This window comes from Microbacterium wangchenii, from assembly GCF_004564355.1.
Taxonomy (GTDB): Bacteria; Actinomycetota; Actinomycetes; order Actinomycetales; family Microbacteriaceae; genus Microbacterium; species Microbacterium wangchenii.
The window spans coordinates 3,630,409-3,652,838 of the sequence record NZ_CP038266.1 but is presented as its reverse complement, the minus strand read 5'-3'; the positions used below and the strand labels follow the sequence as shown (position 1 = coordinate 3,652,838).

The window sequence follows — 22,430 nt, the reverse complement described above, 5'->3', positions numbered from 1 at the left end:
ATGCGAGCAAAGATGGCTCTTGTCCCGCTGGTGGCCGTCCTGGCCCTCGCCGGCTGCGCCTCATCCGGTGATCCGGCGTCGGAGGGGGAGCCCGCCGTCGACGCCCCCGTGGGCGAGGACGCGCCGCTGTACGACCTGCTGCCCGACGAGATCAAGGAAGCCGGCGTCATCACGATGGCCGGCGACACGCATCCGCCCTACCGCACGATCGAAGAGGACGGCTCGTTCACCGGCATCGACCCCGACATGCAGGCCGCACTCGCCGAGCAGCTGGGCGTCGAGTTCGAGATCGTGACGTCGTCGGGATTGGACGCGATGCTCACCGGCATGCTGTCGGGGCGCTACGACGCCTTCAACGGCCCCGTCCGCGCGACCCCCGAACGCGAGGCCGACTTCGACGCCGTCGTGTGGATGACCACGCGCACGAGCTACGTCTTCCCGGCCGACCGTGCCGACGACTTCCCGGACAGCGAAGCGGTGTGCGGTCAGCGCGTCGCCGGTGTCGTCGGATCCGTCACGGAGACCCAGCTGCAGCGCCTCGATGAGTGGTGCATCGGCGAGGGCCTCGAGCCGACCGAGTTCATCGGGCTGGAGGACACCAACTCCACGATCCTCGCGCTGAATTCCGGCCGCGCCGACCTCGTCGGCACGACGCAGGCGTCCGCGATCGACCTCCTCGCCACGCAGCAGGACACCTACGACTACGTCATGCAGACCGACGAACAGGGTGCCGGAGTGGACCTCTTGGCGATGTTCATGCCGAAGGACTCGGGACTCGCCGAACCGATGCTGGCGGCGTTCGAGGCCATCTTCGACAACGGCCGGTACGCCGAGATCATGGCCGACTACGACATCGAGGACGCCCAGATCGACGCCCCCGTCCTCAACCCGAACACCACCGGCAAGTAGCCCGGGCCCGAGCGCGAGGAGTGCACCCGTGACCACCCCGATCATCACGCCACCGCGCGCGGGAGCCGCGGATGTCGCCGACGCCCGCCCCCGGTTCCGGCCGTGGCGGGTGGTGGTGGGTGTCCTCCTCGCGCTCGTGGTCGTCCAGCTCCTGGTCTTCCTCATCACCAACGAGCGGTTCGAATGGCCGGTCGTGGCGCAGTACCTGTTCGCACCGTCGGTGCTCCTGGGGCTGCTCATGTCGCTGCTGCTGACCGCACTGGGGATGGTGTTCGGATCGATTCTGGGCACGGCGCTCGCCGCCGGTCAGCTGTCGGACTTCGGACCCGTGCGGTGGGCGTGCATCGCGTTCGTGGGCGTGTTCCGCGGGGTGCCCCCGCTGGTGCAGCTGATCTTCTGGTACAACCTCGCCTACCTCGTTCCCAAGCTCGCCGTCGGCGTCCCGTTCGGCCCCGAGCTGTTCTCGTGGAACACGAACGACATCATCACTCCCCTGACGGCGGCCATCATCGGCCTGTCCCTGCACGAGGCCGCCTACATGGCGGAGATCATCCGCGCCGGCATCCTCTCGGTCGACCAGGGACAGCGGGATGCAGCCAAGGCCATGGGCTTCTCGCCGTGGCGCACCTTCAGCCGCGTCATCCTGCCGCAGGCCATGCGCGTCATCATCCCGCCCACCGGCTCGCAGGTGATCGCGCTGCTGAAGGGCACGTCGCTCGTCAGCGTCATCGCGATGGGCGACCTGCTGCATTCGGTGCAGGTCATCTACAACCGCACGTACGAGGTGGTGCCGATGCTGCTGGTCGCCGTCATCTGGTACCTCGTCGTGGTGACGCTGCTGACCCTCGTGCAGCGTCGCGTGGAAGCGCGGTTCAGCCGCGGGCTGTCGCGGTCCACCCGGGTCCGTCGCACGGTTCAACGTCTGGAGGCCGCAGCATGAGCGTCGAACGCACCACGATCCCCGTCCTCGAGGTCATGGGGCTGAGGAAATCGTTCGGCGGCGGCGGCGACCGCCCGGCCCTGGACGGCGTCGACCTGCGCGTGGAGGACTCCGAGGTCGTCGCCGTGCTGGGCCCGTCCGGCTCGGGCAAGTCGACCCTCGTGCGCTGCATCGACCAGCTGGAGTCGATCGACGGGGGCGCGATGTACCTCGACGGCGAGCTGCTCGGCTACGAGGTGCACGGCAGCCACATCCGGCCGCTCCGCGACGTCGACGTGCAGCGGCAGCGGCGGCGGATGGGCATGGTCTTCCAGCAGTTCAACCTGTTCCCGCACTGGACCGTCCTGCGCAACATCACCGAGGCTCCCATCACGGTCCACGGGGTGCCCCCCGCAGAGGCGAAGCAGCGCGCGATGGACCTGCTGGAGCGGGTCGGTCTCGCTGACAAGGCCAACGCGCACCCGCGCCAGCTCTCCGGCGGTCAGCAGCAGCGCGTCGCGATCGCGCGCGCCGTCGCAGCCAACCCGCGCGTGCTGCTGTTCGACGAACCCACCAGCTCGCTCGACCCCGAGCTCGTCGACGAGGTGCTGCAGGTCATCAAAGACCTCGCGGTGTCGGGGATGACGATGGTCGTCGTCACGCACGAGATGGCGTTCGCCCGCAGCGTCGCCGATCGCTGCGTGTTCATGGCCGAGGGGAAGGTGATCGAGGACCGGCCCGCTCAGGAGTTCTTCGAGTCCCCGCGCTCGACCCGGTTGCAGACCTTCCTCACGCGCACCGCGCAGACGGAGACGCCGCCGCGATGACCACCGTGCTCGCCACCGGCGATCTCGTTCTCGAGACGCCGGATGCCACCGCTCTGCTCGCCGCCGCCGTCCCGGTCCTGGCCGGCGGGGACGTCGTGATCGGTCACCTCGAGGTGCCGCACGTGCACAGCGCCCGCGTCCTCACGACCGACGTGCCCGCCCTCCCTGCACCACCCAGCGCGCTGGACGCCGTCGCCGCCGCGGGATTCGACGTGCTCACCCTCGCCGGCAACCACGTGTTCGACTTCGGGCCGGAAGGGATCGCCGAGACCCGCCGGCACTGCGCGGACCGCGGGATGCTGACCGCCGGAGCCGGCGACGACTTCGCCGAAGCCCTCGCCCCCGCGATCGTCGCCGACGGTGAGCGCAGGGTCGCCGTCCTCAGCGTCAACTGCGTCGGACCGCGGGAGACGTGGGCGACCTCGCTGAAGCCGGGTGCCGCCTACATCGAGGTGATCACCCACTACGAGACGCGCGGGGCCAACCCCGGCGGGCCGCCGCGCATCCACACCTTCGCCGATCAGCGCTCGCTGCAGCGCGTGGCAGACGCCGTCCGCGAGACCGCCGCCACGGGCGCCGTGGTCGTGGTCGCGCTGCACAAGGGACTCGTGCACGTGCCGGCCGAGATCGCCGACTACGAGCGCGAGATCTCCCACGCGATGGTGGATGCGGGCGCCCACGTCGTCCTCGGCCACCACGCCCACATCTTCAAGGGCGTGGAGATCTACCGCGACCGGCCGATCTTCCATGGCCTCGGCAATTTCGCCACCGTCACCCAGGCCCTCACCGCCAAACCTGGCGACGCCGCCGAACGGGCCGCGTGGGCACGCCAGCGCGTGCGCCTGTTCGGGTTCGTCCCCGACCCGGCGATGCCCGACTACCCGTTCCACCCCGAGAGTCGCAACACCGCCATCGCGCGCGCGGACGTCTCCGCCGACGGGACGGTGTCGGCCTCGCTGGTGCCGTGCTGGATCGACGACGACGCCCGACCCGTGCCCACCGGGGCATCCGGGCGAGGCGAGTCGGTCGGGGAGTACATCCGGGCCATCACGGCCGAGGCCGGGTTCGACACGAGTTTCACATGGCACGACGACCGGCTTCTGGTCGCGCAGGGAGGATCAGCACGATGAGTACCAAGAGGGGCCCCCTGGAAGGGAAGACGGTCCTGGATCTGACGACGGCGCTGGCCGGTCCGTACGCGACGCTCCTGCTGGCAGGGCTGGGCGCACGCGTCATCAAGATCGAGAACCCCACGCGCGGCGGCGACTCGTCGCGCAACAACTCGCCCTACGTCACCGAGGAGGGCCTGAGCCTGCGGCGCACGTCGGCGCAGGACATGTCGGTGTCGATGATGGTGCGGGGGCGCAACAAGGAGAGCATCACCCTCAATCTGAAGCATCCGCGCAGCCGGGAGGTGTTCCTCGACCTGGCCCGTGAGGCCGACATCGTCGTGGAGAACTACAGTGCCGGGGTGACCGAGCGACTCGGCATCCACTACGCCGCCGTGCGGGAGGTGAACCCCCGGCTCGTCTACACCTCCATCAGCGGCTTCGGCGCGCAGGGCGGCGACGGCAAGGCGATGGACACGATCATCCAGGCCCTCAGCGGCGTCATGATGACGGCGGGGGAGCCCGGCGATCCGCCGGTGCGGTTCGGGCTGCCCGTCGGTGACCTCGTCGCTCCGCTGTTCGCCGTGATCGGGACGCTGTCCGCGGTGCTGCACGCCGAGAAGACCGGGGAGGGCCAGCATGTGGACGTGTCCATGCTGGGAAGCCTCACCTCCCTCGTCGCGTGCGAGCCGTTCGACGCCCTCGAATCGGTCGGCATCCCGCTGCGCACCGGTGCCGTCGTCCCGCGCCTGGCCCCGTTCGGCACCTTCCGGGCGGTGGACGGCTGGTTCGCGATCTGCGCTCCCACCGACGCCTTCGCGGCGGGGCTGCTGCGGGCCATCGGCCGTCCCGACCTCGTCGACGACCCCGACTACGCCACGCGCGATGCCCGCGTGCGCAACGCCGGTGACCTGCACGGCCGCATCCAGGAGTGGTCGGCTCGCCGTCCGGTCAGCGAGGTGCTCGCAGCGCTCGAGGCCCACGCCGTGCCGGCGGCCCCCGTGCGCGACACCGCGGAGGCCGTCCGCGATGAGCTCGTCCTGTCCCGCAAGGAGGTCGTGCCGCTGATCCACCCGCAGTTCGGATTCGTGGAGGGCCTCTACGGCAGCGGGCTGCCCGTGACCTTCTCCCGCAGCGCCACCGACCTGTCCCGCCCGGCACCCGGGCTGGGGGAGCAGACCGAAGTGGTCCTGGGCGCGATGCTCGGGTACGACGACGCCACCATCGACCAGCTGCGGTCCGAAGGCGTGCTGTGACCCCCACGATCGGGATCGTCGGCAACGACGTCCCCCGCCAGATCGTGCGAGCCGCCGGCGCCGCCCCGCAGCGTCTCACCGGAAGCTGGGCCGGCGCCGTCGACCGTGTCGCGGCCGATCACCTCGGCGCCGTCGACCGGTCTGCCGCCGTGATCCTCACCGGTCTCATGGGCGCAGCGACCGACGCGCTGGACGCCCTCGTGGTGTGCAACGACTCGCAGGCGAACCTGAGGCTGTTCTACGTGCTGCGGATGCTGCGCGGCGAGGGCATCCCGCCCGTGCACCTGCTGGACCTGCCGCGGCAGGACACTCCCGCCACCCGCCGTTTCGCTCGGGTGCAGCTCGCGGCCCTCACGGCGTTCTGCGAACGGGTCTCCGGCCGCACCGCGGATGCCGCCGCGTGGCGTGACGCCGCGGCCGAGGAGCGCGCCGTGGGCGCCGCGGTCTCGCGCCTGCAGGCGCGGCGCCGCGCCCAGCCGCCCGAGGTCGGCGGGACCACGGCACTGACGGCCCTGCTGGCCGCCGCATCCGCGCCCCCCGCCGCCGCGGTGGAACTGCTGGATGCCGCCGCCGAGCCTCGCGCAGGCGGCCTCCGCGTGCACGTGACCGGCAGCAACCATCCCGACCCCTCGGTGTACGCCGCCCTCGAGGCATCCGGGGCGACGATCGTCTCCGACGACCACGACACCGGGGACCTCTCGTGGCTCGGAGCCGGTGTCGACGCCGCGGACGCCGACGCCGTCTACGCGGGCCTGATCGATGCGCACTTCGCGCGCACGAGCGGCTCGGCCGTCGCCACGATCGCCGAGCGTGCGGCCACGACGCGCGCGATCGCCGTCGCGGCGCAGGCCGACGTCGTGCTCGCCCTCATCCGGCGGGGAGATGAGGCGCCCCTGTGGGATCTCGCCGCGGCGGCCGATGCCCTCGCGGACACCGGGATTGCGCTGGAGCGCAGCGTGGGGATCACCGCTGAAGGACTCGACGCCGCGGTCGGCGGCGTGCTGGCAGGTCTGAGCGGCGGGGAGGAGCACCATGCCTGAGGGCAGACTCGACAGCGCGGTGGCCGCGACGGCGTACCAGCGCGAGTGGTTCCAGTCGCTGCGGCGATCCAGCGGAGCGGACGCGCCGATCGCGTTCGTGAACGCCGACGCGCCGCACGAGGTCTTCCGGGCGATGGGCATCCCCTACGTCGTCAACCAGTGGTGGGCCTCGGTCATCGCCGCCAAACGCCGCGGCCCCGACAGTCTCCGCCGGCTCACCGCGCTGGGGCTGCCCGACGACAGCCGCCAGTACGACGCGCTGGCGCTGGGAGCCCAGGATCTGCCGGCGGAGGACGCGCCGTGGGGCGGCCTGCCCACCCCCGCCTTCGCCGTCGCCGAGCGCGGCGGCGACGTCACCCACAAGATCTTCGAACTGTGGGGGCAGCGCCCGGGCACCGAGACGTTCCTGCTGTCGCGCACCGCGGCCGATCCCGCACCCGAGGGCTGGTGGGAGCGCGTCGCCGACGGGTGGGAGGAGGTCTTCGGACGTGAGCGGATCGACCTGCTCGCCGCCGAGATCCACGACCTGATCGCGTGGCTCGAGGAGCGCACCGGCCGGAGCTTCGACCATTCGCGCCTGGCCGAGATCATGGCGCTGGGCAACGAGCAGGCGCAGTGGAACCGCCGCACGCGCGACCTGCTCGCCGCAGCCCGGCCCGCGCCCGTCGCGGTGACCGACTCCATCCCGAGCGTCATGGTGCCGCAGTGGCACCGGGGCAGCGAATGGGCCGTGACCGCCGCCAAGCGGCTGCACGACGAGGTCGCCGCGCGGATGGAACGGGGCGACGCGGTCTGCCGTGAGGAGCGGCGCCGGCTGATGTGGATCGGGCGCGGCCTGTGGTCGGATCTGGAGATGTACCGCGCGTTCCAGGAGGAGTTCGGGGCGGTGTTCGTGTGGTCGATGTACCTCGCCATCGCCGCCGACGGGTACGCGCGCTACGGCCCCGACCCCGTCCGGGCCCTCGCGGCACGGTTCGTCGGGATCACCGACCTGCTGTACGTGCCGCCGATGTCCTCCAGCTGGTACGTGAAGGAGGCCTTGGCGCACGGCGTCGACGGTGTCGTGCACCTCGTCGCCGACGACACCCCCGGCGCATCCTTCATCAGCGCGGCGCTCGAGGAACGCGGCGTCCCGGTGCTGGAGATCCGTGCGAACAACGCGGACTCGCGCTCCACCCAGGACGCGCGGGTGGGGGAGCGCATCGCGGAGTTCCTGCGCACGCGCGTGCCCGCCCGCTGACCGTGGGCGGTCTCGACGCGCTGCGGCCGTTCGGCAACCGCCGCTTCTCGCTGTACTTCGCCGGGCAGGTCGTCTCCAACACCGGCACGTGGTTCCAGAACCTGGCGTTATCGCTCGTGATCCTCGATCTCACCGGCAGCGCCCAGGCACTCAGCGCGGTCACGATCGCGCAGTTCACGCCGCTGCTTCTGCTGGCGATCCCGGCAGGGCGCGTGGCCGACCGGTTCCGACCGCGCACGATCCTGCTCGTCACCTCCGCCGGATCGGTTCTGGTCGCCACGGGGCTCGCGGCGACGGTGGTCGCCGGCACGACCGATCTGCGGCTCGTCTACGGGCTGGTCTTCGTCCTCGGCTGCGTCAACACGTTCGAGCGCGTGGCCGCCCAGGCGATCATCTTCGAGATCGCCGGACCCGAGACCCTGACGCGCGCCGTCTCGCTCTCCACGATCGCCCTCTCCGCCGCGCGCTCGATCGGGCCGGGCCTCGCCGGGATCGCGTTCGCCGGCCTGGGGGCAGCGTGGTGCATGATCATCAACGCCGCCTCGTTCGCCGTCGTGCTCGTGGCCATCGCGTGCATCCGCCCGTCGCGTCTGCACGCGCGTCCGCGACTGGACCGGGCCCGCCGGCGCGCCCAGGGGACCCCGCTGCGCAACCGCGACTTCGTGACGATCCTCGTCGTCAACAGCGCCATCGCCCTGCTGGCGATGAACATGATGGTCGTCATCACCTCCAGCGTGACGCTGGGATTCGACGGCGACGCCACGATGGTGGGGGCCGCCCACGCGCTCAACGCCGTCGGGGCGATCGTGGGCGGCATGCTGGCGGCGACCCCCGTGTCGGTGTCGGTGCGTTCGCTCGCGTGGGCGTGCGCGGTGTTCGGTCTCGCCCTGCTCGCCAACGCCGCCGCGCCCACGCTCGGGGTCTTCCTCTTCCTCGCGCCCGTCCTGGGCATCGGGATCGGGTACTACCTGGGTGTCCTGCAGGCCGCCGCGCAGGTGAGCGTGCCGCCCGCTCAGCTCGGTCGCGCGATGTCGCTGGTGACGCTGGGCAGTTACGGCATGGCGCCCCTGGGGGCGTTCCTCATGGGGACGGTCATCGACGCCACGTCGTGGCAGGTCGCGATGGCCATCGGGGGTGTCGCCGCTCTCGCCTGCACGGCGTTCGTGCGCGTGCGCACGCGCCCGGCGTGATTGCCCGCGTACACGGCCTCACGGCCCACGGTCAGGGCAGCCCCCGTCACGACGTGCGTGGCCGGCCCCGCGTCGGGCGGGCCGGGCGCCGACGCTTCGCGACCGCCTCGGCCTCGGCATCCTTGTCACCGAAATAACCGCCCGCGAGCACCCCCGCGGCGCGGGTCAGCACGTCGGCGAGCGAGTCGCCGAGGGGCGTGCCCAATTCGGTGGAGAGGCGCTGCTCGCGCTCCTGCAGCTCGGCCGTGCACTCCTGGAGCTCCGTCCAGCCCTTCTCCGTCAGCCGGACCAGCCGCACGCGGCGATTGGTGGGATGGGCGACCTTCTCGATGTAGCCCGCCGCCAGAAGCTCCTCCGAGACGACGTGGGCGGCCTGAGAGCTGACGAACGTGCGGCGGGCGACCTGCGCGTTGGACAGTGGCACACCCTCGCCGAGCACCTGCAGGATCAGCAGCTGGGGCTGGGTGATCCCCCGCGCCAGCGCCGTGTTCTCCGCGGCGCGGTTGAGTGCGCGCGACAGGCGGTACGCGGTGTAGTTGAGGCGGTCGATCGCGGGAGTCCCGCGGGGATCTGGCACGACGTCGTCCACGACTTCACTGTAGTTCCGGCTCACGCCATCGGGGTCTGGCGCGCGCTCGCCGACGCACATCTCCCGATGGCGTGCGAGGATCAGTGGTGAACGAGAGGGACGACCGTCATGGTGGATGTCAGCGGTACCGAGGTGACCGGACCCCCTCCTGCCGACGCATCCGGCGTGGTGCCTGGACTGTACTGGGGGGTGCGCGACAGCTTCCTCCGCTATGTCCTGGGCAACCCCGACGGGCAGCTGTACGGCGACGACGGCGTGGAGACCGACGGGGACGGCATGTTCCGCTTCCCGCTGCGCACGCTCGAGCGCAGCGGTCCGTCCTGGCGGATCGGCTTCGGTGGCGAGGTGCGCTTCGCGGCTCACTTCGGCATGCTCGATGTCGCACTCCGTCACCCCGTCGTCGAGCTGGACGAATCCGGTGGCCTGCTCAGCGTCGACGGCCCGAACGGCGCGTCGCTGCCGATCGTGCGGCTCGAGTGGGCCGCCCCCGTCCTCATCGAAGGGCGCTGGGTCGTGTTCCCGCCGCTGTCCACGACGCTCACCGAGGAAGGGGTCGCCGTCTTCGGCGACGTCTACGCAGCCGGCACGGCCTTCGACGACATCCGTGTGGCGCTGCCCGCGGACGCTGTGCCCGAGGATCAGTGACATGGACGACGACACCGACTTCACGCTGCCGCACACGCGGACGCGGCGCCTTCCCCGTCCCCATTCCGGCGGCGGGCCGCAGCATCTGCTGATCACGCTGCTCGGGGACTACTGGTTCGCCCGCGACGAACTGCTGCCCTCCGCCGCCCTGGTGGATCTGCTCGCGGAATTCGGCGCGAACGAGAACGCATCGCGGCAGGCGATGCGCCGACTCACCCAGCGCGGACTGCTGGCACAGGGCAAACAGGGACGGGCGACCTACTACGGCATCCCGGGCGACATCGTCGCGAACCAGCGGCTGCGCCTGGCGCGGGCCGTGACGTTCGGCGCGGATTTCTCCGATTGGGACGGGCACTGGACGCTCGTGTCCTTCTCGATCCCCGAGGCTGAGCGCGATGTGCGGCGCCTGCTGCGCAACGGGCTGAAGAACATGGCCTTCGGAGATCTGCAGGACGGGGTGTGGATCAGCCCCCACGACCGCCGCGCCGACGCCGTCGCCCTGCTGGACGAGCTCGGCGTCGCGGCCGGGCATGTCATGCACGCCACATGGGGCATGCGCGAGGGTGATCGCGAGGCCGTTGCCGACGCGTTCGAACTGGATGGCCTCGCGGGGGAGTACCGCGCCTTCCTCGACGAGTACGCGCCACGGCGGAAGTGGGCAGAGGGCGACGTCGATCCCCGTGAGGCGCTGCTGCTGCGGACCAAGCTGACGAACGACTGGCTCGCGTTCCGCCTCTCCGACCCCGAGCTTCCCGCCGAGCTGCTTCCGCAGGACTGGCCGCGCCCCGCGGCGCGCGCGCTGTTCCTCGAGCTGTACGACCGCCTGGGGCCGAAGGCGGCAGCGCACGTGAGACACCTCATCGCCCGATACGACGCATCCTTGTCGCGAATCGTGACCCATCACGCCGTACCGACGGTCGACGCCCGCATGAGCGAGGAGATGGCGCGAATGCTGCAGGAAGGCGGCGGCGCCGCGTCCCCGTAGCGCCCGCCGGCTTCGCTGAACCCGGCGGATGTACGTTTCGTGTCACAATTCAATTGACGTTGAGAGTGACGCCCGGATACATTGACGTAAGCAATCATCCTTTCGACAATGGAGTCACTCATGAGGCGTTCTCTTTCGGCGATCGCACTCGTCGCCGCCGCGACCCTGGCACTGGCCGGATGCGCCGGCGGCGATGAGACACCCGCAGCCACCGGCGGCGGCGGCACCGGTGGTGACGAGCTCGAGGAACTCGTCTCGGCGGCCCAGGACGAGGGGTCGCTCGTCTTCTACCTGACGCCGCCTGAGGCGACCGCCCAGCAGCTCGCGGATGCCTTCTACGACGAGTACGGCATCGAGGCGGAGTTCGTGCGCATGACCGGCGGCGAGCTGGCCGCGCGCTACAGCGCGGAGGTGGAGGCCGGCGCTCCGGCCGCCGACCTCGTGATGCCCAGCTACGACGAGTTCATCGACAAGGGTCTCGACGAGGGCTGGCTCCTGGGCTTGGATGAGGCGGACATCCCCGGGTACGACGAGTTCCCCGAGGAGGGCAAGCTTGCCGACGGCGCGGTCGCCGTCGTGCAGTTCGCACCGAGCGGCCTGTCATGGAACACCGAGGCGCTCGGTGATCTGCCGGCGCCGGAGACCTTCGAGGATCTCGCCGACCCGCAGTACGAGGGCAAGCTCCTCCTGACCGACCCGTCGTCCTCGCAGGCCTACATCCAGTTCTGGACCATGGTTGCCGAGGCCTACGGAATGGAGACGGTGGAAGCGATCGCCGACAACGCCGTGCGCCTGTACAACTCCGTCGTGCCGATGACCGAGGCGCTCGGCGCCGGCGAGGGCGCGGTCACCGGGCCCAACGTCGGGCAGGTGGTCGCGGGGGCGGCCAAGAGCGGCGCGCCGGTGGAGTTCACCGTTCCGGACTTGACCAACGGGCCGGAGATCGTCCTCTCGCTCTCCGCCGATGCGCAGAGCCCGAACGCCGCCCGGCTGTTCGCGCACTTCGTGCTCTCCGAGGCCGGACAGGACATCCTCAACGCCGCCGCCGGCAACATCTCCGCGTACAACTTCGACGAGATGCCCGCCGAGTACGTGCGCATCGACCGCGACACCGCGCTCGAGAACGAACAGGCGATCCTGGACGCGTTCGGCCTCTGACCTCGCCCCCCCGCGAGACTGCACGCAGCCGTCGAGACCGCGACATAATGTCGCGGTCTCGACGGTGCGTTGCTGTTTCGCGGAACAGGGGACGGGACGGGGCGGGACGGGGGCGGGAGCGGGTCAGGCGCGGACGAAGTCCAGGGGGACGGAGCGGGTGCCCCACTCGGCCCAGATCGCCATCTCCGGCTCGCCGGTGAGGCGCCACGACGCGGTGCGCGCCAGGGCCTCCTCCAGCGTGATGCACATCATCATGCGCGCGAGCGGGGCACCGGGGCAGCTGTGGGTGCCCCGCCCGAACGCGATGTGCCGCTGGATGTTGTCGCGGTTCAGGATGAAGCGCTCGCCGTCGGGGAACACCTTCTCGTCGCGGTTGGCCGACGTGTACACGAGCGCGATCGGGTCGTCCTGGCGGATGAGCTGGCCGGACAGCACGACGTCCTCGCGCGCCGTGCGCGCCATGCCGCGGTAGGGCGAGTACAGCCGCAGCATCTCCTCGACGGCGGCGGGGATCAGCGACGGGTCGGCGCGCAGGGCGTCCTGCAGGGCGGGGTGGCGGCTCAGGTGCACGAACATGTTGCCCGTGAAGACGCTGGGCGCCACCATCCCGGTCACGATGAGCTGCCGCACGCATCCGAGGATCATCGCCGCCGGCAGCGGCTCGCCCTCGTGCCGTGCGGCCAGCAGCCCCGCGGTGAGGTCCTCCTCGGGGTCGAAGTCCCCCGCCACCCGCTCGTCGATGATCCCCTGCGCGATCTCGTAGAGCCGGCCGCTGAGCGACTTCACGGTGTCGTGATCGAGCACCTGGATGGCGTCGACGTACGTGCCGCTGACGTTCTTGATGAGCTCGGAGGTGGCCACGTCCAGGTTGAAGAACTTCGCGAACACGTATGCGGGGAAGCGGTGCGCGTACTGCTTGCACACGTCGACCCAGCGCTCGGACAGCAGCGGGTCCAGCAGCGACACCGCCGCCTCCCGCACGTGCGGCTCGAGCGCCCGCATGCGCGGCGGCGTGAAGAAGCGGTTGATCACCCGACGGTAGGCGGTGTGCTCGGGGGGATCCAGGTGCAGCGGCGGCCGCACGCCCGTGAAGGCGAACTTCGGGACGGCGTTCTGCTTGCGCGTGGTGAAGTGCTGGATGTCGGTGATGACCTGCAGCACCTCGTCGTAGCCGACCGCGGCCCAGAACCCGTCGTACTCCTGGCTGCGCACGAGCCCGCCATGCCGGCCGCGGAGCTCCTGGAACTCTTCGTGCGCACTCGTGAACGTCTCCTCGGGGCGCACAGGATCGAAGTCGTGCGCGTCGCGGCGCCGTTCGTCGTCGCGGATGCCGGGGACATCGGAGATCGTCATGCGCTCACCCCCGTCGAGCCCTCGGCCAGAACCCGCAGCCGCGCGGCCGGCACGAACAGCGTGATGTCGTCGCCGTCGCGGTGCGCCGGCTCACCGAGTGTCGTCACCCGCACCCGCTGGTCCGTTCCGCCCAGCCGCACGATCGTCTCGGTCGTGGCGCCGAGGAAGAGCACGCGTTCGACGATGCCCGCCCACACGTTGCCGTCGTCCCGCCGCTCGCCGACGATGCCGTACTCGGGGCGGAAGCACGCCACGACGCGGTCGCCGACGGTCAGGCCGTCGGAGGCGCGGATGCCGCGGGCCTCCCCTGCGGGCGTGTCGAGGGTCACCGTCTCGCCCTCCAGCGCCTGGACGGTGGCGGGGATCTCGTTGGTCGTACCGATGAAGTTCGCCACGTACCGGCTCGTGGGCGCCGAGTAGACCTCGGTGGGGGGCCCGAGCTGGCGCACCTTGCCGGCGCCCATCACGGCGACGCGGTGGGCGAGCTCCATGGCTTCGTGCTGATCGTGCGTGACGTAGACGGCGGCGAAGCCGAGGGTGCGCTGCATCTCCAGCAGTTCGCGCCGCAGCGTCTCGCGGACCTTCGCGTCGACGTTGGAGAGCGGCTCGTCGAAGAGGACGAGATCGCCGCCGTCCACGAGAGCGCGGGCGAGCGCGACGCGCTGCTGCTGACCGCCCGACATCTGACCGGGGAACTGCCGGCCCAGTTCGCCGACCCCGACGAGCTCGAGCACGCGGTTCACCTTCTCTGCGATCTCCGCCTTGGAGTACCGCTGCTTGCGGCTGCGCAGCGGATACGCGACGTTGTCGAACACGGTGAGGTGCGGCCACAGTGCGTAGGACTGGAAGATCATGCTGAGGTTGCGTTTCTCCGGCGGCAGCTCGATCCGCCGCTCGTGGGAGAACACCGTCGCCCCGTGGATGTCGATCTCGCCCTCGTCGGCGCGTTCGAGGCCGGCGATCGTGCGCAGCAGTGTGGTCTTGCCGCATCCGGAGGGCCCGAGGAGAACGACGAACTCGCCGGGCATGACATCCAGCGTCACGCCGTCGATTGCGTTCGCGACGGTGCCGTCGGCCCGGCGGAAGCGCTTGGCGACCTCACGCAAGCGCACGACGGGAGCGGTGCCCTCAGGCACGCCGGCGCCGGCCATGCGGGTCTTGAGCGTCTGCATCATGTCACTTGCCTCCGAGGCTCTGGTGGTTCCAGCGTGCGAGGCGTCGGGACACCACGAGCACGCCGATGACGATCACGGCGCTGAGCACCGTCAGGAAGGTGGACACGGCCGCCAGTTCGGCGTAGGAGCCGTTCTGGTAGATCTCCAGGATCCGGAAGCCGATGACGTTGTTGCGCGTGCCGGCGAGGATCGACGACGCGGTGAGGTCGCCGATCATGCGCACGAACAGCATCGACCACCCCAGGATCAGGGCGGGTGCCATCAGCGGCAGGAAGATGCGGCGGATGGTGCGCGCCTCGCCCGCTCCCGACACGCGCGAGGCTTCGGGCAGCTCCTTGCCCACCTGGGCGACGGCGGTGTCGGCGCTGACGGACGCCTGCGGGATGTACAGGGCCAGGTATGCGCCGATCATGATGATCGCCGTGCCGCCGAGTTGGAACGGCGGACCGGCGAACGCCAGCACGAAGCCGACCGCGATGATCAGGTGCGACAGCATCGCGGGGAACTTGATCGTGCCGTCGAGGAACCGGGCCACGCGGCTGCGCGAGCGGACGATCCACAGCGACGCCAGCGCGACCGCCGCGATGCCGATGATCGAGCCGATGACGCCGAAAGTGAGGCTGTTGGTCAGGGCCCGTCGCGTCGAGCGGTCTTGGAAGAGGGCGTCGAAGAACGCGTCGAGGCTGAGCGCGCCCCAGTCGATGTTGAGAGTCCAGAAGCCGTTGAGGGAGACCACCAGGAGCGCGAGCACCGGGGCGATGGTGGTGAAGAGGATGTACAGCACGACCCCCGCCCGCACCCACGGACGCGCCCTGCCGAGCCGGATGCGGGTCGCGCGCTGGCCCTTGCCGCCGATCGTGGCGAATCGCCCGCGCTTCAGCGTCGCCGTCTGCACCCACCAGAACACCGCCACGAACGCCACGAGGATGAGGCTCAGGCCGATGGCGGCACCGGTCTGGGCGGGGAAGGTGAAGTTCAGCAGGTGCACGATGCGCGTGGACAGGATCGGGATGTCGGCACCGCGGCCGATCACGCTCGGGATGGAGAACAGCCCGAAGCTGCTCATCAGGATCAGCATCGTGGCGCCCAGGAGACTGGGGAGCATCGCCGGGAGGGTCACCTTGCGCAGCGTGCGGATCATCGACGAACCGCTCACACGGCTCTGCTCCTCGAGGGAGGGATCCATGTTGCGCAGCCCCGTCGTACACATCATGAAGCTGTAGGGCACCGCGTAGATCGTGTACACGAGGATGAGGCCGTACCACGTGTAGATGTCGAACGGTCCCTGCTCGGCCTGGATGCCGAACAGTCCCAGGAACCACCGGATGATCCCGTTGAAGAAGCCGGCCTGGGGTGAGAGCAGGAGCACCCATCCGATGGAGCCCGCGATCGGCGGGAGCATGAACGGGATGAGCGGCATGGCCTCGGTGATGAGGCCCATGCCGGCATCCGTGCGCTCGTTGATCCAGGCGAGCACGGCGCCGATGACGAGGGCGAAGACGGTGCTCACCGCGACGACGATGAGCGTGTTGCGCACGAGCCCGAACACGTCCTCCTTCGCCAGCGCATCGAGCACCTCCTGGCCCTGTGTGAGGGCGCTGACGGCGACCGCGACGAGCGGGATGACGCCGAGGGCGCCCATCGCGGCCGCCACGACGATGCACACGACGGTGAACGGCGAGGGCCGGCGGCGCGCGCGGGCGACCTCGACGGCGCCGAAGGGCACCGTCGGCGGGCCGGCGGGAGGCGGGACGGTCGGGGGAGACAGCGTCGTCATCGGTGTCCGTCTTCGTCGAATCGGATATGTTACAGAAAAGCTAACGACCGGCAATCCCCAAGTCAAGGATGCGAGGTGGCTGCGGCGGTCGCCCGCTCGACCCGCACGGGCACGGACGTGAGCCCGACCTCCGGCATGCGGGCGTACTCGAACGGCCCGACGGCGCGAATGCTCGAGGTCGCCGCGAGCATCTCCTCGAGGGCGATCGCGATCATCATGCGCGCGAGCGGCATCCCGGCGCAGCGATGGCGTCCCCGCCCGAACCCGAGGTGCTGGTGGATGTTGGGTCGGTCCAGCCGGAATTCGTCAGGATCGGCGAACATCTCGGGGTCGCGGTTCGCGGCGGCGTAGACGAGGGTCACCGGGACGCCCGGCTCGATCGCGCGGTCGTGCAGCGTCACCGGCTGCGACACCGTGCGGGCGAAACCGCGGTAGGGCGTGTAGAGGCGGATGAACTCCTCCACGGCCGCGGGAAGGAGCGACGCGTCCGAGCGCAGTCGATCCTGCAGGCCGGGATCTTCCGACAGGTGCCGCACGATCGAGCCGAGGAGGATCGGAGGCGCCACCATGCCGACGACGAGGCTTTGGCGCAGCGCCCCGATGATGTGCTCCTCGGCGAGGGGCTCGCCGTCCACGCGCTCGGCCAGGAGCGAGCTGGCGGGATCCTCGTCCTCGGGCAGCGGGTCCGCGCGGCGCCGCCGCACGAGGTCGCGCGCGATGTCGTACATCTTCTCGCTCATCGCCGTGACCGTCGGCGCGTCCTGCCGCCGCCACGCGTTGACCCACGCGAACGACGTGCGCGCGAGATGCGGTGCGACCTCCGGCTCCAGGTTCAGCCACGTCGTGGTCACCCACGCGGGGAAGTGCACGCCGAAGTCGGTTGCGATGTCGCCCTCGCCGGCGTCCAGCAGGGGGCGCAGCGCCTCCCGAGCCCGCGAGCGCAGCTCCGGCTCCAGCCGCACGAGCCTGCTGCGCTGGAGCGTGCGGTCCAGCGCGCGTCGGTACGGGGTGTGGGCGGGGGCATCGAAGTTCAGGGGAGGCCGGCGCAGTCCCCGCGGGTCGCTGGGCACCACGGCCCGCACGGAGGAGATGAACGTGCGCGGGTCGGCCGCGGCATCCCGCACGTCTGCGTAACGGGTGAGCGCGTAGAACCCGCCGTACGCCGAGGAGTAGGCCACGGGGCACGCCTCTCGGAGGCTCGCGTACATCGTGTGCGTGCCGGCCGGGTCGTCGGTGGCCGTGGGGTCGAAGTCGTCGACGCGCATGCTGCCTCACCATCGAGAGAGTAAAGTCACAGAAACTGTTCCGATCGTTCCTCATCGTGTCATACACGGAGCGGCGTGTGCTCGCCGATGCGGCGCGCGCGTGACGTCGCGTGACGCCGCGATTCGGTCCGGCGGCCGGCCTCGTTACGCTCGCAGGGTGTCCACTCCTCCTTTCCGCGCCGACATCGTCGGCAGCTTCCTGCGCCCCGCTTCCCTCGCCGATGTCCGGCACCGTCACGCCGAAGGGACGGCGAGCGATGCGGAGCTGCGCTCCGCCGAGGATGCGGCGATCGAGACGCTCGTGCGACGGCAGGCCGAGAACGGGCTGCAGGTCGCCACGGATGGGGAGTTCCGCCGCTCGTGGTGGCACTTCGACTTCTTCGGCCTGCTCGACGGCGTCGACATCGTCGAGCTGGACCACGGCATCCAGTTCCAGGGCGTGCAGACCAAGCCGCGCGGCATCCAGATCTCCGGGCCGATCGGCTTCCCCGCCGACCACCCGTTCCTCGCGCACTTCCGCGCGCTGCAGGAGGATGCCGCCGCCACCGGCGCGACGCCGAAGTTCACCATCCCGGCACCGACGGTGCTGGATTTCCGCGTCGAACCGGGGCACATCGATCCCGCCGTCTACGACGGGCACGCCGCCATCACGGACGACCTCGTGCGCACGTATCGCGACGCCCTCGCGGCCTTCTACGACGCCGGGGCCCGCTACCTGCAGTTCGACGACACCGCGTGGGCCTACCTCTGTTCCGACGTCGAGCTGGCCAAGGCGCGCGAGCGCGGCATCGACACCGACGGCATCGCCGAGCGGTACGCGACCCTGCTGAACCGCATCCTCGACGGCAAGCCCGACGACCTGACCGTGACCACGCACGTGTGCCGCGGCAACTTCCGCTCCACGTGGATCTCCTCCGGCGGTTACGAGCCGGTCGCCGAGCAGCTCCTGGGCAACACCGCGTACGACGGGTATTTCCTCGAGTACGACAGCGACCGCGCGGGGGGCTTCGAGCCGCTCCGCTTCCTGCCCGAGGGCGACAAGACCGTCGTACTCGGCCTGGTCACGACCAAGACCGGCGCCCTGGAGGACGCGGACGACGTGCGCCGCCGCATCCACGAGGCCGCCCAGTACGCGCCGCTGGACCAGCTCGCGCTGAGCCCGCAGTGCGGCTTCGCATCCACCGAGGAGGGCAACACCCTCACCGAGGACGAGCAGTGGGCGAAGGTGCGGCTCGTCGTCGACGTGGCCGGCAGCGTCTGGGGCTGAGGCCCCCCGCGGCTCAGAGCTCGCCGGCGAGCGCCTTGCGGTCCAGCTCCTCCTGGCCTTCCACGTACGGGGTGCCGTGCGTGTGGAAGGTCGGGATCGTCTTCATGCCCCACGCCTGACCCTTCGCGCGCTCGGCCTGCGTCCACTCCACGACGGGCCAGTCGGGATCCAGGATCAGGCGCGCACCCGCGTTGGCCAGTTCGATGCGGTTGCCGCCGGGCTCCCACACGTACAGGAAGAACGTCTGGTTGATGGCGTGCTTGTACGGGCCGTACTCGATGTGCACGCCGTTCTCGAGGAAGATGTCGGCGGCCTTGAGGATGTCCTCGCGCGTGTCGGGGGCGAGGGCGAAGTGGTGGAAGCGTCCGCGCTGCTTGGTCCAGTCGTCGGAGTAGACCACGTCGTAGGACTTCTGGTTGAAGCGGAACCACCACGCGCCGAAGCGGCCGTCGTCCAGTCGCACGCGCTCGGATTCGCGCGCGCACATGACGTCGCGCCAGAACTCCCCGGCCGCGTTCACGTCGGCGGCGAGGTAGTTGATGTGGTCCATGCGCCGCACGTTCACGCCGCGACCCGGGAACGCCGAGGCCTGGTTCTTCAGCGCCGGGCGGTCCTCGTCGTCGGCGACGTACAGCTCGGTGTCGTAGTAGATGCCCATGAGGTGCCCATCCGGGTCCTCGAACTCGTACGAGCGCCCGACGCCCACTTCCGGGTCGCGCCAGCCGTGGCCGAGTCCGGACTTCTCGATCGCCGCGACACGGCGCTCCAGCGCCTCCAGACCCGACGCGCGGTACAGCGTGCGTCCCACCCCGTTGGTGTCGGAGGCGGTGAGCTTGAGCGTGTACAGCTGGTACTCGTCCCAGCAGCGCAAATAGGCGGAGTCGCCGATGCGGGCGACCTCGCGCATCGCGAGCAGGTCGCGGAAGAAGTGCAGGCTCTCCTCGAACTTCGGGGTGAACAGTTCGACTCCGCCGAGGTGGGCGATGTCGAAATTCTCGCTGGTGGCCATGAAGGTGTCCTCTCTGACAGACGTTTCAGGGGCGCGGCCGGGGAAAGACCGTGCCATCGAAGATCTTGCGGGCGGTGCGCGTGGAGACCGACGACGCGCGCCAGCGGCCCTCGTCATCCTGCGACACCGTGACGGTGGCGGGGAAGGTCCCCGTGGGGTGTTCGATATCGGTGACCTCGCCGGTGAGCTCGGCGAAGTCGGCACCCACGGCGCCGGGCAGGCGGATGCCGGCGGCCACCGACGCGGCCATCAGCACGCCGATCGAGGTGTGCACGCGGGCGGGGATGAAGGCGCGCGTCGCGACGGCGCCGCCGTGCGAGGGCGGGGAGAGCAGGATCATCTTCGGCACCGTCTGGGCCGTCACATCGCCCAGCCCCATGCGCCGGCCGGCTTCGACACGGAGGCCTTCGAGGGCGGCGTGGAGGTCGGCGCGCGCTTCCAGTTCTTCCGGCGTCTCATCGCCGGTGACGCCGAACTCCTCGGCCCGCAGCAGCACGACGGGCATCCCGTTGTCGATGAGGGTCGCCGGGTGACCGTCGATCTCCTCGCTCACGTGGCCCGTGGGCAGGAGCGCCTTGTCGCCCCCGATCACCTCGAGCGAGATGCCGCCCGCCGTGCCGGGGACGCCGTCGATCGCGACGTCGCCGTCGTAGTCGGGCTCGCCGTGGGGCGTCGCGAAGGAGGCTGTCGCGACATCGCCGGTGTTGAGGAGGCGGATGCGGACCGTCGTGTGGGGGCCGGAGGCGGCGACGAGCCCGCGCTCGAGGGCGAACGGGCCCACCGCGGCGAGCAGGTTGCCGCAGGTCTGGGCGTCGGCGACGACCGGCTCGTCCACCGCGACCTGCAGGAACAGGTAGTCGACGTCGATGTCCGGATGCGTCGACCGCGAGACGATCGCGACCTTGGAGGTGAGGGGGTGGGCGCCGCCCAGTCCGTCGATCTGGGTGGCGTCGGGGCTGCCCATGACGCGCAGCATCAGGTCGTCGCGCTCGGCGGGATCGGCCGGCACGTCCTCGGCCAGGAAGAACGCGCCCTTGGAGGTTCCGCCGCGCATGAGCATGCAGCGCACGCCGGCGCGGAACGCGTCAGCGGCCGCCATCGTCGTACTCCGCCTGACTGAGGTAGGTCACGCCCAGCTCCGCCAACAGGGGACGCAGTCCCTTGCGGTCCAGGCTCAGCTCCCGACCGCTGCCGTACGCCTCCCGGTCGGCCGACTCCTTGGCCACGCGTGCGTCGGCGGCGGCGAGGGCGGCCTCCGCGGAGGCGCGCGGCACCACGACGACCCCGTCGTCATCGGCGATCACGACGTCGCCGGCGTGGACGACGGCTCCCTCGACGACGATGGGGACGTTGACCGATCCGGGCGTGGCCTTGACCGTGCCCTGCGCGTGGACCGCGCGGGACCAGACCGGAAAGCCCATGTCGCGGAGGTCGGCGATGTCGCGCACGCCGCCGGTGGTGACCAGGCCCCGCACGCCCCGGGCCGTCAGCGCCGTCGCGAAGAGGTCGCCGAACGCGCCGTCGGTGGAAGGGGAGGTCGTGGCCACGACGAGGATGTCGCCTGCCCGGCACTGCTCGATGGCCGCGTGGATCATGAGGTTGTCGCCGGGAGCCTGAAGGACCGTCACGGCCGTGCCCGCCGTACGGGCGCCGTCCTGGATGGGGCGGATCCCCGGCCCCACGAGGCCGGTCCGGCCCATCGCCTCGTGCACCGTCGCGACGCCGTGCGCCGCGAGGGCATCCACGGTCGCCGCGTCGGCGCGGGCGATGTCGGTGACGATGACGGGCCGGTTCACGCAAGCGTCCCGGTGACCTGGGGGAAGTAGCGCATGTACGCCTCGCCCATCGTCTCGTGTGCGAGACCGAGGTTGGGGCCGGCGTTGCGCTTGAGCTGCACGCCGCGGCGCACCGCGAGGTCGGTGTAATAGGTCCACATGTGCTTCTGCGCCGGCAGGCACTCCATGGCCGCGCGCTTGAGGGCGAAGGCGTCGGTGATGTCCAGCAGCACGTCGGGACGGAAGTCGCACTGCTCGGGTTGGTGGGGCTCGAAGAAGAACACCGGCGGCGCCCCGATGATCTCGTCCTTCGTGGGGAAGGAGCCGTCCGAGTTGGCCACGCCGATGGCCTGCGCGAGCACGCGCGCCTCCAGCGCCATGCGGGCGGCGGCGGGGTGGTCGCCGTTGTACGGATCGGTGAGGGTGTGCGTGAGCACGACGGTGGGCTGCACGCGGCGGTAGACGTCGACGAGCCGCGCGACGGCCTCGGCGCTCTCCCGCAGGGGGTAGTCGCCCAGATCGAGGAATTCGATGTCGGCGCCCAGGGCGGATGCCGCGGCCTCGGCCTCTGCGCGGCGGATCTGCTTGATCTCCTCGAGCAACTTGCCCTGCAGCCACTGGCTGGCCGACTCGCCGCGCTCGCCGTAGCTCAGGCACACGACCGTGGCCCGCTCGCCCCGCTGCGTGGCGGCGGCGATCGCGCCGGCCGCACGCCAGACGAAGTCGCCCGCGTGGGCGCTGATCACCAGAAGCGCGTCCTCTGCCATGTCCACTCCCGTCGCGGATCGCCACCGGCGCACGCCGCGATGCATGCCCGGTCGATCCGGAGACAGCGAACCACACTCCCGTCCCCGGAGCAAGATTCTGTTGACAATCTTGGTTACCAAAACCACTATGGGCAGAGGGAACCGGTGCGCCGGACCCCATACGACGGACGACGAG

Annotated in this window: 21 protein-coding genes; 12 read left to right on the top strand and 9 right to left on the bottom strand. The window is 70.7% G+C overall.

Annotated elements, in window-relative coordinates; translation table 11 throughout:
• Positions 1-12: 12 nt before the first annotated feature.
• From E4K62_RS17700 to E4K62_RS17665, 8 genes are read left to right on the top strand one after another with little or no spacing between them, the layout of a single operon-like run.
• The gene (locus E4K62_RS17700) at positions 13-909 is read left to right on the top strand and encodes a transporter substrate-binding domain-containing protein (RefSeq protein WP_135070164.1); all 897 of its coding nucleotides are present in this window, start codon (positions 13-15) and stop codon (positions 907-909) included.
• 28 nt (positions 910-937) lie between these two features.
• Positions 938-1,849 (top strand): amino acid ABC transporter permease, encoded by a 912-nt coding sequence (locus E4K62_RS17695; protein ID WP_135070161.1) that lies wholly within the window; start codon positions 938-940, stop codon positions 1,847-1,849.
• Positions 1,846-2,655 (top strand): amino acid ABC transporter ATP-binding protein, encoded by an 810-nt coding sequence (locus E4K62_RS17690; protein WP_135070158.1) that lies wholly within the window; start codon positions 1,846-1,848, stop codon positions 2,653-2,655. Before E4K62_RS17695 ends, E4K62_RS17690 begins: the two co-directional genes overlap by 4 nt.
• A complete protein-coding gene (locus E4K62_RS17685) occupies positions 2,652-3,785 on the top strand; it encodes a CapA family protein (protein WP_135070155.1) in 1,134 nt (377 codons plus the stop codon). The genes E4K62_RS17690 and E4K62_RS17685 overlap by 4 nt, the downstream gene beginning before the upstream one ends.
• Positions 3,782-5,020: a CaiB/BaiF CoA transferase family protein gene (locus E4K62_RS17680; RefSeq protein WP_135070152.1), complete on the top strand. Its 1,239-nt coding sequence runs from the start codon at positions 3,782-3,784 to the stop codon at positions 5,018-5,020. Before E4K62_RS17685 ends, E4K62_RS17680 begins: the two co-directional genes overlap by 4 nt.
• Positions 5,017-6,060, top strand: a complete 1,044-nt coding sequence (locus tag E4K62_RS17675) for a 2-hydroxyacyl-CoA dehydratase family protein (RefSeq protein WP_135070149.1) — start codon at positions 5,017-5,019, stop codon at positions 6,058-6,060. Before E4K62_RS17680 ends, E4K62_RS17675 begins: the two co-directional genes overlap by 4 nt.
• Positions 6,053-7,300: a 2-hydroxyacyl-CoA dehydratase family protein gene (locus tag E4K62_RS17670; protein WP_135070146.1), complete on the top strand. Its 1,248-nt coding sequence runs from the start codon at positions 6,053-6,055 to the stop codon at positions 7,298-7,300. Before E4K62_RS17675 ends, E4K62_RS17670 begins: the two co-directional genes overlap by 8 nt.
• 2 nt (positions 7,301-7,302) lie before the next feature.
• Positions 7,303-8,490: an MFS transporter gene (locus E4K62_RS17665; protein WP_240742751.1), complete on the top strand. Its 1,188-nt coding sequence runs from the start codon at positions 7,303-7,305 to the stop codon at positions 8,488-8,490.
• A gap of 46 nt (positions 8,491-8,536) precedes the next feature.
• On the opposite strand, the gene E4K62_RS17660 is transcribed toward E4K62_RS17665, so the two are convergent.
• Positions 8,537-9,079, bottom strand: coding sequence for a MarR family winged helix-turn-helix transcriptional regulator (locus E4K62_RS17660; RefSeq protein ID WP_167747840.1), 543 nt, complete (start codon positions 9,077-9,079; stop codon positions 8,537-8,539).
• Between the two features lie 108 nt (positions 9,080-9,187).
• Between E4K62_RS17660 and E4K62_RS17655 the strand changes: the two genes are divergently transcribed.
• The 3 genes from E4K62_RS17655 (at position 9,188) to E4K62_RS17645 (ending at position 11,867) form a co-directional block, all read left to right on the top strand.
• Positions 9,188-9,724, top strand: coding sequence for an HtaA domain-containing protein (locus E4K62_RS17655; RefSeq protein ID WP_135070140.1), 537 nt, complete (start codon positions 9,188-9,190; stop codon positions 9,722-9,724).
• Between the two features lies 1 nt (position 9,725).
• On the top strand, positions 9,726-10,709 hold the full coding sequence (locus tag E4K62_RS17650) for a PaaX family transcriptional regulator (RefSeq protein ID WP_135070137.1): 984 nt from the start codon (positions 9,726-9,728) through the stop codon (positions 10,707-10,709).
• A 120-nt stretch (positions 10,710-10,829) separates the two neighbouring features.
• Complete coding sequence (locus E4K62_RS17645; RefSeq protein WP_167747839.1) at positions 10,830-11,867, top strand: ABC transporter substrate-binding protein; 1,038 nt, start codon at positions 10,830-10,832, stop codon at positions 11,865-11,867.
• A gap of 123 nt (positions 11,868-11,990) precedes the next feature.
• Here E4K62_RS17645 and E4K62_RS17640 read toward each other — a convergent pair whose 3' ends face one another.
• From E4K62_RS17640 to E4K62_RS17625, 4 genes are all read right to left on the bottom strand, one after another.
• Complete coding sequence (locus tag E4K62_RS17640) at positions 11,991-13,220, bottom strand: cytochrome P450 (protein ID WP_135070131.1); 1,230 nt, start codon at positions 13,218-13,220, stop codon at positions 11,991-11,993.
• Positions 13,217-14,395, bottom strand: coding sequence for an ABC transporter ATP-binding protein (locus E4K62_RS17635; protein ID WP_135070128.1), 1,179 nt, complete (start codon positions 14,393-14,395; stop codon positions 13,217-13,219). Before E4K62_RS17635 ends, E4K62_RS17640 begins: the two co-directional genes overlap by 4 nt.
• A gap of 1 nt (position 14,396) precedes the next feature.
• The gene (locus E4K62_RS17630) at positions 14,397-16,172 is read right to left on the bottom strand and encodes an ABC transporter permease (protein ID WP_135070125.1); all 1,776 of its coding nucleotides are present in this window, start codon (positions 16,170-16,172) and stop codon (positions 14,397-14,399) included.
• A gap of 62 nt (positions 16,173-16,234) precedes the next feature.
• The gene (locus tag E4K62_RS17625; protein WP_135070122.1) at positions 16,235-17,437 is read right to left on the bottom strand and encodes a cytochrome P450; all 1,203 of its coding nucleotides are present in this window, start codon (positions 17,435-17,437) and stop codon (positions 16,235-16,237) included.
• Positions 17,438-17,594: 157 nt separating this feature from the next.
• On the opposite strand from E4K62_RS17625, the gene E4K62_RS17620 reads away from it, so the two are divergent.
• Complete coding sequence (locus tag E4K62_RS17620) at positions 17,595-18,704, top strand: 5-methyltetrahydropteroyltriglutamate--homocysteine S-methyltransferase (RefSeq protein ID WP_135070119.1); 1,110 nt, start codon at positions 17,595-17,597, stop codon at positions 18,702-18,704.
• Between the two features lie 13 nt (positions 18,705-18,717).
• On the opposite strand, the gene E4K62_RS17615 is transcribed toward E4K62_RS17620, so the two are convergent.
• Genes E4K62_RS17615 through E4K62_RS18795 form a run of 4 tightly spaced genes read right to left on the bottom strand, consistent with a single transcriptional unit; the run spans position 18,718 to position 22,255 of the window.
• Positions 18,718-19,713 (bottom strand): VOC family protein, encoded by a 996-nt coding sequence (locus E4K62_RS17615; protein WP_135070116.1) that lies wholly within the window; start codon positions 19,711-19,713, stop codon positions 18,718-18,720.
• 25 nt (positions 19,714-19,738) lie between these two features.
• Entirely contained in the window at positions 19,739-20,812 is a 1,074-nt protein-coding gene (locus E4K62_RS17610; protein ID WP_135070113.1) for a 4-oxalomesaconate tautomerase, read from the bottom strand.
• Positions 20,799-21,509 carry a 4-carboxy-4-hydroxy-2-oxoadipate aldolase/oxaloacetate decarboxylase gene (locus tag E4K62_RS18800; protein WP_205805830.1) on the bottom strand — a complete coding sequence of 237 codons (711 nt, stop codon included), beginning with the start codon at positions 21,507-21,509 and terminating at the stop codon, positions 20,799-20,801. Before E4K62_RS18800 ends, E4K62_RS17610 begins: the two co-directional genes overlap by 14 nt.
• Entirely contained in the window at positions 21,506-22,255 is a 750-nt protein-coding gene (locus tag E4K62_RS18795; protein ID WP_205805828.1) for a PIG-L deacetylase family protein, read from the bottom strand. Before E4K62_RS18795 ends, E4K62_RS18800 begins: the two co-directional genes overlap by 4 nt.
• Positions 22,256-22,430: the final 175 nt, after the last annotated feature.